At 38.1% G+C, this 12,543-nt stretch carries 5 protein-coding genes, 2 tRNA genes, 3 rRNA genes and 1 pseudogene; 5 read left to right on the top strand and 6 right to left on the bottom strand.

The annotated features are described in order from the left end of the window. The first annotated feature begins 10 nt into the window (after positions 1-10). From rlmN to AC1QSP_RS04220, 5 genes and pseudogenes are all read left to right on the top strand, one after another. Positions 11-1,060, top strand: a complete 1,050-nt coding sequence (gene rlmN / locus AC1QSP_RS04200) for a dual-specificity RNA methyltransferase RlmN (protein WP_322969575.1) — start codon at positions 11-13, stop codon at positions 1,058-1,060. Between the two features lie 11 nt (positions 1,061-1,071). Further along, a complete protein-coding gene (locus tag AC1QSP_RS04205; protein WP_484079927.1) occupies positions 1,072-2,025 on the top strand; it encodes a hypothetical protein in 954 nt (317 codons plus the stop codon). Between the two features lie 56 nt (positions 2,026-2,081). Beyond that, complete coding sequence (locus AC1QSP_RS04210; RefSeq protein ID WP_484080384.1) at positions 2,082-3,014, top strand: polyprenyl synthetase family protein; 933 nt, start codon at positions 2,082-2,084, stop codon at positions 3,012-3,014. Between the two features lie 115 nt (positions 3,015-3,129). Further along, positions 3,130-4,014: pseudogene (locus AC1QSP_RS04215) on the top strand (RHS repeat-associated core domain-containing protein); the annotation flags it as partial. Next, on the top strand, positions 4,015-4,206 hold the full coding sequence (locus tag AC1QSP_RS04220; protein ID WP_484079928.1) for a hypothetical protein: 192 nt from the start codon (positions 4,015-4,017) through the stop codon (positions 4,204-4,206). A gap of 868 nt (positions 4,207-5,074) precedes the next feature. Here the strand turns inward: AC1QSP_RS04220 and rrf are convergent. From rrf to murB, 6 genes are all read right to left on the bottom strand, one after another. Continuing rightward, positions 5,075-5,182 (bottom strand): 5S ribosomal RNA (gene rrf / locus AC1QSP_RS04225). A gap of 146 nt (positions 5,183-5,328) precedes the next feature. Continuing rightward, a 23S ribosomal RNA gene (locus AC1QSP_RS04230) occupies positions 5,329-8,106 on the bottom strand. A gap of 223 nt (positions 8,107-8,329) precedes the next feature. Next, positions 8,330-8,403: transfer RNA gene (locus tag AC1QSP_RS04235), tRNA-Ala, on the bottom strand. A gap of 41 nt (positions 8,404-8,444) precedes the next feature. Further along, a tRNA-Ile gene (locus tag AC1QSP_RS04240) sits at positions 8,445-8,518 on the bottom strand. A 171-nt stretch (positions 8,519-8,689) separates the two neighbouring features. Next, a 16S ribosomal RNA gene (locus AC1QSP_RS04245) occupies positions 8,690-10,206 on the bottom strand. Together the 16S, 23S and 5S rRNA genes with 2 tRNA genes alongside form the textbook arrangement of a ribosomal RNA operon. Positions 10,207-11,494: 1,288 nt before the next feature. Continuing rightward, positions 11,495-12,514 carry a UDP-N-acetylmuramate dehydrogenase gene (gene murB, locus AC1QSP_RS04250; RefSeq protein WP_484079929.1) on the bottom strand — a complete coding sequence of 340 codons (1,020 nt, stop codon included), beginning with the start codon at positions 12,512-12,514 and terminating at the stop codon, positions 11,495-11,497. Positions 12,515-12,543: the final 29 nt, after the last annotated feature.

Here is a 12,543-nt window from a genome sequence, read left to right on the forward strand (position 1 = left end):
ATTATCAAATTTGGATAATAATAAAAAAGACATCAGAAGATTATCTCAAGCTGAAATTGAAGATTACTTCAAATCAATTGGTGAAAAATCATTTCGCGCAAAACAAGTGTACGAATGGTTATGGAAAAAGAATGCCCACCAATTTGAAGATATGACGAACATCTCTAAAGCTTTACGTGAGCAATTAGGAGAGTCCTTTCAAATTCAGCCTGTTGAAGTTGATCTTTTACAAAAATCAAATGATGGTACCATCAAGAATGCTGTGAAGCTTCATGATGGTAACGTTGTTGAATCAGTTTTAATCCCTACAGATACTCGTACAACAGCATGTGTTTCTTCGCAAGTTGGTTGTAGTCTCGATTGTACATTCTGTGCAACCGCTCAATTGAAACGTATGCGAAATTTAACGGCTGCTGAAATTGTAGATCAAGTAGTGATTATCGATGAAGAAAGTAAACGTTATTTTAATCGACCTTTGAGTAATATTGTATTCATGGGGATGGGAGAACCTTTATTGAATTACAATGAAGTGATTTCTGCCATCAAAAAAATTACATTACCAGAAGGGTTAGGAATGGCGCCTCGTCGTATTACGGTTTCAACTTCAGGAATTCCGAAAATGATTGAAAAATTAGCCGATGAAGATTTACGTGTAAATCTTGCGGTTTCTTTACACTCAGCACGTGAAGAAGTGCGTAATGTCATTATGCCTTTCTCTGTTAAATTTCCTTTAACAGATTTGATGCAATCGTTACAATACTGGTACGCTCAAACTGGTTTACGCATCACTTTCGAATACATTGTTTGGGGTGGCGTAAACGATAAAAAAGAAGATATTGATGCCTTGGTAAAATTTTGTAAAAAAGTTCCATCGAAAGTCAATATTATCGAGTACAATTCAATTGATGACGGCATCTACAAACAAGCGTCTGAAAAAGCCATTGATGATTACATTCGTGCGTTGGAAGCGAATAATGTTGTGGTCAATGTAAGACGTAGCCGAGGAAAAGACATCGATGCGGCTTGCGGGCAATTAGCCAATAAGACTGGCGACAATTAATTATCATAACAATGAAAATACTACCTACACTCCTATCTTTATTTGTTTTATTGCAAATCAGTTGTGCACAACAACATCCAGTAAAACGAGATACGTTATCAATTGATGATATTCAATTTCATTCGACGGAACTTCCAAAAGAATTAGATGAAATATCAGCTCTAGCGTATGAAGATAGAGATAAGAGTGTAGTTTCTTTTTGGGGATTAAATGATTCTGGAAATTCATCAGAACTATATCGTTTTTCTCAAAAAGGTGAAATCCTACAAACCATCACCATTTCAAATGCACCTAATATCGATTGGGAAGAAATCGAATTGAGTGATGAATACCTTTTTTTTGCTGACTTTGGGAATAATCTAGGCAAACGTAAGGATTTGGCTATTTACTACATTAAACGTGATGACATTAACTTAAATGCAAAAAAACAAACCCTTCAAGCAGAAAAAATCGAATTTTTCTATCCCGAACAAGATACTTTTGGATACAAAAATTTGACAACCAATTGGGATGCTGAAGCTTTTTTTGTTTTTAACAATCAAATTCATCTCTTAACAAAAGAATGGACCAATAAAGCGACTTCCCATTACGTTATTCCAATCGATTCTTCGAAAAAACATGCCGCTAAAAAACTTGAAGAATTCCCAACCAATTATATGGTAACTGGAGCATATCTTTCCACTCATCCAAAAGATAAAGGATTATATCTGATTGGTTATACTTTAGAAACAATTGCCGTGATGCAATGGTTTGATTTACCAGAGAACTCGTCTGATTTAATTTTTACCGATAGTAAACACTCGGTGACTTTACCCTTAGGTTTTACAACCCAATTAGGACAATTAGAGGGAATTTCATTATCTTCACGCGAGCAAAATCAAATTTGCATCAGTGGTGAGGAGTTCAAGTTTAAAGGATTCCACGCAAAACAAATCTTACACTGTTTTAAAAATTTTACTAATTAAAAATATTCAAATTGGGTAACACTGTAGACTTAATAAAAGCTCCTATTGCTGAGGAGATGAAATTGTTTGAAAACAAGTTCTTCGAATCCATGAAGAGTAATGTCTCACTTTTAGATCGTATTACTCATTATATTGTCCGTAGAAAAGGAAAACAAATGCGACCAATGTTTGTTTTTTTATCTGCTAAAATGCTAGGACAAATGCAAGAACGTACCTATCGTGCGGCTTCTTTTATCGAGTTAATTCATACGGCTACTCTAGTTCACGATGATGTAGTTGATGATAGTCAATTACGTCGTGGATTCTTTTCGTTAAATGCGATTTGGAAGAATAAAGTAGCGGTGTTGGTTGGAGATTATTTACTTTCAAAAACATTAATCATATCGTGTAAAAATAAAGATTTTGATCTATTAGAAGTTGTTTCAACTGCCATTCAAGAATTATCAGAAGGTGAATTACTGCAACTAGAAAAAGCACGCAAATTAGATATTACGGAAGAAGTTTATTATGAAATTATCCGTATGAAAACGGCTACGTTAATTGCAGCATGTTGTAAAGCTGGTGCTTTATCAGTTGGTGTGGATGAGGAAACTGCAAACAAAATGCATCGCTTCGGTGAATTGGTAGGAATTGCATTTCAAATTAAAGATGATTTGTTTGATTATACCACTTCCAATGCTATTGGTAAGCCTGTTGGAATTGATATCAAAGAACAGAAAATGACTCTTCCATTAATTTATACGTTAAATCATGTGAGTGATAAAGACCGAAAATGGTTAATTAATTCCGTAAAGCGTTACAATAATGATAAAAAACGTGTACGAGAGGTGATCGAATTTGTGAAAGCAAACGGTGGAATTGAATACACTCGCACGACGATGGAAAAATATGCAAATGATGCATTAGAAATCCTTAAAGAAATGCCCGATAACGAATATCGTAAATCATTAGAGTTACTAGTGAATTACGTGATGACAAGAGATAAATAATATATTACATTAATTATAATTAAAAGCTCAACTTTTTAGTTGGGCTTTTTTATTTATGATATGTATGCTGATTATTTTTAAATTTTGGAAGTGTTAAGATTATAATTACAAATACAACGGAAAAGTATTGCAAACAGACTTAGACATTAACTTATACAACTACGGCGTAAGAAATTATGACCCTGCTATTGGACGTTGGTTTAATATTGACCCGCTCGCGGAGGAATCAAGACGTTTTTCTCCTTATACATATGCTCTTAATAACTTTGTATTCTTCATAGATCCTGATGGGATGGCTGCTGAGGATTGGGTTTTGTCAAATGGTAAAATGATATATGATAGCAGAGTGAAAAATCAAAACACAGCAACTTCATTATATGGAAGTGGTTCAAAACATTTTGCGAATGGAACGTCATATACAGCAGGAGATACTGGAAGAAATATTACGTTAGGTAATAATGGATATTATACTGCAAATGGTAAGTCGGAATCGGTACAAGATCAAGCATTACTTGCAATGTATGATAATCAAAGTGTTTCAGGTATTTCTACTCTCAATCCAAAAGACAATGCTATTTATTCGGGAGTTGCTCGACAAGCACTTGGAGAAGGATTACAAACAACAGATGAGTCACTTCAAATAGGTGGAGATGTAACAACAGTTACAGGGTTAGGAATGACCGCTACTGGTATTGGTGCTGAAGTTGGAATACCTACAGCGACAGTAGGAGCAACAGTGTCAAAGGCAGGATTAGCGATGGAAATTTCAGGTGATTTTATAAAAAATGGTATAACCAAAGAAACTATCATTAATAATTCCATTAAACTAGGATTATCTTTGGTTTTTGGGATCTTAAGTAAAAGTGGAATAAACGCAACTCGAAAGGTTGCGGGAGATGAGGCTGTAAAAGCTGGTCAAAATAAGGTTAGTGAAGTTATGATAGAAGGAACTGTTATGGGAGCAGAGAAAACTGCGGATCAATTCATAAAATATAAATAAATGGACATTGAGTTATTTGTTTTGTCAATTATTTTCTTATCTGTAGGAATAATAATAACTTTAAGGAATAAGTATTGGAAATTATCAGAAGACGATCCTAAAAAAGTTGTAGAAATACAACTTTTTTATTCAGGATTAATATCTACTGCATTAGGGATTTTAATTTTCCTGAAAATTTTAGGAGATTTATAGTTGGTAATAAAGTTCATGCTGCAATACCATTAATGAAATCTAAATAGAAAATGAAATTTAAAAATATATGGAAATTATATCCTATAGTTATTTTATTAATACTTTTCGGATATTTTTACTATAAAGGAGGAAAGCATAGAAAAATATTTTACAGATGACGAATATTTTGAAAATAGATATTCACATTATTTAGAAATAGGAGATTCTGTTTTCAAAGAAAAAAATAGTAAAGAATTAAAAATATACAAAAAACAGAAGTATAAATATATTTATGAAAAATCATTTTTTTATAAATTTTAAAAAAGTAGAATGTTATATGTGTTGTTAGAATTTTAACCCAACATTCACAATAAAATAAAAAGGACACTGTCCAAAATTTTGTGTAAACATATTTCAGATGGGTTTGACTATTTTATAGTTGAACCCTTTTTTCAAATATAGCTAAAAATTGATTTAAAATTAATCCCCAGTTTTGAATTGGTTTTGTCCATTTTTTGGATACTGCTTTCACTTTTCACTTTTAGCTATTCACTAATCTTTTTACATTTTACAAAAACCAAAACGTATTACGTAATGCGTAAGACGTAAGACGAAGTTAGAACAAAAGTAAATTTTTCAATTTTCACTTTTCACTTTTAGTTATTCACTAATCTTTTTGCTCAAAATTATTTATTCACATACAAAAATCGGTCACTGAGGTTCTCGAAGTGCCGATTTCCTTTGTCTTCGAGAACCTCAGACACCGGAAATCTTTCATTCAGCACGAAACATTAGCAAAGTAAAGATTTAAAGCCTATAGCATAAAGCCTACAGCTTATAGCATAAAAAAAAATCCCCAACCAAATAAATGATTGAGGATTTAAATAAAGACTGGCGGCGACCTACTCTCCCGCAATAGCAGTACCATCGGCGCTGAAAGGCTTAACTTCTCTGTTCGGAATGGGAAGAGGTGAGCCCTTTCGCTATAACCACCCTAATTTCTTAGTTATTTTTAATTAGGTTTGATTCCTAATCTATTTTTGACATTATTAGATAATTGAATACAAATACTCTTGCTTATACAATCCAGTATACAATTCAAATAAGATTAACTAACCTTCTCTATGACGGTTAAATTAATATTTGAAAAAGTTTATGGGTAATTAGTACTACTCGACTTTGACATCACTGCCTTTACATCTATAGCCTATCAACGTGGTAGTCTGCCACGACCCTTTAAAGAAGTCTAATCTTGCGGCGAGTTTCGCACTTATATGCTTTCAGTGCTTATCTCATCCAAACGTAGCTACTCAGCGGTGCACCTGGCGGCACAACTGATACACCAGAGGTTTGTTCAACACGGTCCTCTCGTACTAGAGTCAAGTCCGCTCAAACTTCTAACGATCACAACAGATAGAGACCGAACTGTCTCACGACGTTCTGAACCCAGCTCGCGTGCCACTTTAATGGGCGAACAGCCCAACCCTTGGGACCTTCTCCAGCCCCAGGATGTGACGAGCCGACATCGAGGTGCCGAACCTCCCCGTCGATGTGAGCTCTTGGGGGAGACTAGCCTGTTATCCCCGGAGTACCTTTTATCCTTTGAGCGATGGCCCTTCCATACGGAACCACCGGATCACTATGTCCTGCTTTCGCACCTGCTCGGCTTGTTGGCCTCACAGTCAAGCACCCTTATGCCATTACACTCTACGCACGGTTACCAAGCGTGCTGAGGGTACCTTTGAAAGCCTCCGTTACTCTTTTGGAGGCGACCACCCCAGTCAAACTACCCACCATGCACTGTCCTTCCTTAAGGAAGTTAGGCTCCAAGTAAATAAAGGGTGGTATTTCAACAATGACTCCACAAATCCTAGCGAACCTGCTTCATAGTCTCCCACCTATCCTACACATTATTTACCCGAAGTCAATACAAAGCTATAGTAAAGGTTCACAGGGTCTTTTCGTCCCGTTGCGATTAACCGGCATCTTCACCGATACTACAATTTCACCGAGCTCATGGTTGAGACAGTGCCCAGATCGTTACACCATTCGTGCAGGTCGGAACTTACCCGACAAGGAATTTCGCTACCTTAGGACCGTTATAGTTACGGCCGCCGTTTACTGGGGCTTCAGTTAAGAGCTTCGCCGAAGCTAACCCCCTTCCTTAACCTTCCAGCACCGGGCAGGTGTCAGACCCTATACGTCATCTTTCGATTTTGCAGAGTCCTGTGTTTTTGATAAACAGTCGCCTGGGCCTTTTTACTGCGGCTGACTTACGCCAGCGACCTTTCTCCCGAAGTTACAGGTCTATTTTGCCTAATTCCTTAACCATGACTCACTCGAGCGCCTTAGGATACTCTCCTCGACCACCTGTGTCGGTTTACGGTACGGGCTGCACATCTCGCTATTTCTTGGAACAATTTTCAGAGGATTATCACGCCACCCGAAGGATTTGTGTACTATCCCTGCTTTACGCAGGTTCAACGTGCTATTCCGTCAGCACGCACCTCCTACAATCATTCGTCACTTTTATTGAGTGCAGGTACGGGAATATTAACCCGTTTGCCATCCACTACCCCGTTTGGGTTCGTGTTAGGACCCGACTAACCCTAAGCTGATTAGCATAGCTTAGGAAACCTTAGTCTTACGGCGAATAAGTTTCTCACTTATTTTATCGTTACTCATGCCTACATTTTCTTTTCTAAAAGCTCCACCACCCATTACCAGGTGACTTCTGCGCCGTTAGAATGCTCCCCTACCAGTCATACATAAGTATGAATCCATAGCTTCGGTAATATGCTTATGCCCGATTATTATCCATGCCGGATCGCTCGACTAGTGAGCTGTTACGCACTCGTTAAATGAATAGCTGCTTCCAAGCTAACATCCTAGCTGTCAATGCAATCCAACCGCGTTTTTTCAACTTAGCATATATTTGGGGACCTTAGCTGATGGTCTGGGTTCTTTCCCTCTCGGACATGGACCTTAGCACCCATGCCCTCACTGCCTAGAAACATATATTAGCATTCGGAGTTTGTCAGGAATTGGTAGGCGGTGAAGCCCCCGCATCCAATCAGTAGCTCTACCTCTAATATACTTCACTAAACGCTGCACCTAAATGCATTTCGGGGAGTACGAGCTATTTCCCAGTTTGATTGGCCTTTCACCCCTACCCACAGGTCATCCGAAGACTTTTCAACGTCAACCGGTTCGGTCCTCCACTTTGTGTTACCAAAGCTTCAACCTGCCCATGGGTAGATCACAAGGTTTCGCGTCTAATACCACTGACTATATCGCCCTATTCAGACTCGCTTTCGCTTCGGCTCCGTACCTGAAGTACTTAACCTTGCCAGTGACATTAACTCGTAGGCTCATTATGCAAAAGGCACGCCGTCACACTTACGTGCTCCGACCGCTTGTAGGCGTACGGTTTCAGGTTCTATTTCAACTATCTATTCGATATGCTTTTCACCTTTCCTTCACAGTACTAGTTCACTATCGGTCTTTGAGGAGTATTTAGCCTTGGAAGATGGTCCTCCCATATTCGGACAGAATTTCTCGTGTTCCGCCTTACTCGTTATCAACCTTATAACACTTTCGCTTACAGGACTATCACCCTCTTCGGTTAACCTTTCCAGGTTATTCTGCTAGCATTATAAAGTCTTTAGGGCTAATCCGCGTTCGCTCGCCACTACTTACGGAATCTCAATTGATTTCTTTTCCTATTGGTACTTAGATGTTTCAGTTCCCAACGTTCGCTCTGCTTGCGCAGTGACATGTCTTCAACATGCCGGGTTGTCCCATTCGGAAATCTACGGATTAATGCGTATGTGCCGCTCCCCGTAGCTTATCGCAGCTTATCACGTCCTTCATCGCCTCTCAAAGCCTAGGCATCCGCCGTACGCCCTTAGTAACTTTTTTCATAATTTAACCGTCATAATAATGAGCGGTTATGTTAATCTTACTCGTTTTTGTTTAATTGTATACCTTCAATTTGCCGAATTAAATCGTTTAATTATTTAATTCTATATTGCTTTGATTAATTTCTTAATCTCTGTTTGATTGTATGTCGTTAACAATTTCTTGTTATCTTTTTCTAATAATGTCAATGAACTCTTCTTTTAGTCGTTAGAACTAAATATTGTGGAGAATATCGGAGTCGAACCGATGACCTCTTGCGTGCAAGGCAAGCGCTCTAGCCAGCTGAGCTAATCCCCCTCTTCTTACGTATTACGTAATACGTTAAACGTTTTACGTTGTAGTCTCAGGCAGACTCGAACTGCCGACCTCTACATTATCAGTGTAGCGCTCTAACCAGCTGAGCTATGAGACTCTTTAATACTCTTAAAGAGTGGTCTATATTTCTAGTTTTCAGTAGTTAGTAATGAGTACTTAGATTTTCTAATTACTATTTACTTTTTACTAATTACTAGTATATGACAGTAAAATAAAACCGAATTAAGGTCAATCTTCTATAAATAGAAGAAAATTCGTCGTTCTCTAAAAATGAGATGTTCCAGCCGCACCTTCCGGTACGGCTACCTTGTTACGACTTAGCCCTAGTTACCAGTTTTACCCTAGGCAGCTCCTGTTACGGTCACCGACTTCAGGTACCCCCAGCTTCCATGGCTTGACGGGCGGTGTGTACAAGGCCCGGGAACGTATTCACCGCATCATGGCTGATATGCGATTACTAGCGATTCCAGCTTCATAGAGTCGAGTTGCAGACTCCAATCCGAACTGAGATAAGTTTTCGAGATTCGCATCCTGTCACCAGGTAGCTGCCCTCTGTACTTACCATTGTAGCACGTGTGTAGCCCAAGACGTAAGGGCCGTGATGACTTGACGTCGTCCCCACCTTCCTCTCAACTTGCGTTGGCAGTCTCATTAGAGTCCCCGTCTTTAAACGCTGGCAACTAATGATAGGGGTTGCGCTCGTTGCAGGACTTAACCTAACACCTCACGGCACGAGCTGACGACAGCCATGCAGCACCTTGCATTCTGTCCGAAGAAATATCTGTTTCCAAATACGTCATTATGCATTTAAGCCTTGGTAAGGTTCCTCGCGTATCATCGAATTAAACCACATGCTCCACCGCTTGTGCGGGCCCCCGTCAATTCCTTTGAGTTTCATTCTTGCGAACGTACTCCCCAGGTGGGATACTTATAACTTTCGCTTAGCCACTGAACTTACGCCCAACAGCAAGTATCCATCGTTTACGGCGTGGACTACCAGGGTATCTAATCCTGTTCGCTCCCCACGCTTTCGTCCATCAGCGTCAGTTGAGGCTTAGTGACCTGCCTTCGCAATTGGTGTTCTGCGTAATATCTAAGCATTTCACCGCTACACTACACATTCCAGCCACTGCAACCTCACTCAAGACCAACAGTATCAATGGCAGTTCCATCGTTAAGCGATGGGCTTTCACCACTGACTTATTGGTCCGCCTACGGACCCTTTAAACCCAATAAATCCGGATAACGCTTGCACCCTCCGTATTACCGCGGCTGCTGGCACGGAGTTAGCCGGTGCTTATTCATATGGTACCTTCAGCTACTCACACGTGAGTAGGTTTATCCCCATATAAAAGAAGTTTACAACCCATAAGGCCGTCATCCTTCACGCGGGATGGCTGGATCAGGCTTGCACCCATTGTCCAATATTCCTCACTGCTGCCTCCCGTAGGAGTCTGGTCCGTGTCTCAGTACCAGTGTGGGGGTTCACCCTCTCAGGCCCCCTACAGATCATCGCCTTGGTGAGCCGTTACCTCACCAACTAGCTAATCTGACGCATGCCTATCCTACTGCGATAAATCTTTCAAAATCTCATCATGCAATGAAATTTATTATAAGGTATTAATCCAAATTTCTCTGGGCTATCCCTTTCAGTAGGGCAAGTTGCATACGCGTTACGCACCCGTGCGCCGGTCTCAAGATAGCAAGCTATCTCTACCCCTCGGCTTGCATGTGTTAAGCCTCCCGCTAGCGTTCATCCTGAGCCAGGATCAAACTCTCCATTGTAAATAATTTCTTTTAGCATTTCTGCTTATGTTTTACAACTTCGAATTTCCTTATGACTCTATTATTTAAGGATTGACCTAATTTATATTCGGCTTTTATTTCTTCTGTCTATATTGTAATTTCAAATGAACTTCTCTAGTCATGCAAACTTCTTTCGTTGTTTGCGGTTGCAAAGGTAATACTTATTTTTAAACTACAAAATAAATTTTCATTTATTTTTCTTCGTTATCAATTTCGGTCATTTACCTTGCGATTTCAATTTTCAATACTACTCTTCTTCCGTATTGTGAGTGCAAATATAAGACGCTTTATTTTAAACTTCCAAATCAAGTTTACAATTATTTTACATTTATCTTCTAAACAACTGATTGTTAGTTTTATATTTTTTGAAATAATTTTCAAGAAAGGTTTTTCAATGTATAAATATACAATTTGATGCACTATCCATACTTTATCTATACTGTATATAGCCTTGAGGGATGGGGATAGTAATTAGTAGTTAGATGTAATTATGAATTAGGAATTTTGAATTATGAATGATTGGTGAGAAGTAATGCGTAAGGCGTAATACGTAATACGTAATGCGAAATTAGAAATTAGAAATTAGAAATTAGAAATTAGTACAAAAGTAAATTTTTCAATTTTCACTTTTCACTTTTAGTTATTCACTAATCATTTTTCATTTTACATTTTACTTTATACAAAATAACCCAGAACCTACAACCCATAACAACTTAAATAAGACATAAGGATAAACTTGTCAAGCTGGACGCGTTTCAACTTCTTATCCTATAATAGATCGTATGGAATCCTGAGACAAGCTCAAAATGACCAAAAATTAAATTATAAGAATAGCATGATTATCTCATGCTCAAATTAACTCATTATCACATTCACCAAATTATGACATCAATACAAACTCCGGTTAAACCCAATACAAAACCTATAGAAGATCAATATAACGCCTATACAATTCCAATACAATGGCCATATAACCGCTATACAACATCAATAGAAATTCAACTCGAAAAGGTCAGTCAAAGGACATTTAAGAATTTAAGAGGACAACTATTTTGAGTCATTAATCGACCTGTTTCAAATTCCATATTGATCAGTTGTGATTCGTACATTTCTTAATGTATTGATAAGATTTATCGGGCAGTGAATCTCTTTGGTTATACTTCTTACCACTAATGTCTATCGTAAGATGTAGAATAACGATCCATTTCAACATTCAACACATCACCAATAGAACAAAAAAAGGAACCCTGATGGATTCCTTTTATGATTATTTGATCATGTTAACTTCTCTTTCGAGTGTAATATTGAATTTCGATTGAATATCTTGAATAATTTGTTCAGAAAGATCATAAATTTCTTTCCCCGTAGCTTTTCCATGATTCACTAAAACTAAAGCTTGTTTATCATGCACTCCGGCATCTCCAAAACGTTTACCTTTCCAACCCGCTTGTTCAATTAACCATCCTGCAGCAATTTTAACTCCGTTTTCAGTTGGATAATGCACCATGGTTGGGTGTTGAGCAATTACCTCTTCAAACTTTTCTTTCGAAATCACAGGATTCTTGAAGAAACTCCCTGAATTTCCAATTTGTGCGGGGTCAGGTAATTTCGATTCACGGATACGAATAACGGCATTAGACACATCTTGAATGGTTGGATGAAGAATTCCTTCCGCTTCCAATTCTTGTTGAATCGCACCATACCCTGTTTTTAATTGGTGGTTGCGTTTCGATAATTTAAACGTTACTGCCACTAAAACATATTGACCTCTCAATCCATTTTTAAAAATGGATTCACGGTATCCAAAATGACATTCTTCGTTTGTAAAGATTCGTTCATCCCCTGTTTCCAATGCTAAAGCTTGAACTTCCGTAATGGTATCTTTTGCTTCAACACCATAAGCACCAATATTTTGAATCGGAGCTGTTCCAACATTCCCAGGAATTAAAGATAAATTTTCCAATCCACCATAATCCTGCGTCAATGTCCATTGGATAAATTGATGCCAATTTTCACTTCCTTGCGCTTTAACCCAAACAAAATCGTCATCTTCCTTCACAATTTCGATTCCTTTTAAGTTTAATTTTAAAGCCAATCCTTTAAAATCATTCACAAAAAGCATATTACTTCCTCCGCCAATAAATAAAATTTCCAAATTCTTTTGACGACGAAAAAGCAATGCTTTTTTCAAATCCGTAAAACTGTTGGCTTCTACAAAATAATCTGCTTTCGCCTCTACCCCAAACGTGTTGTATAATTTTAAAGAAAAATTTTCGATGATATTCATCTTGTTCTATTTTATCCAATGAAAAATGA

It is taken from the genome of Faecalibacter sp., from assembly GCF_057177045.1.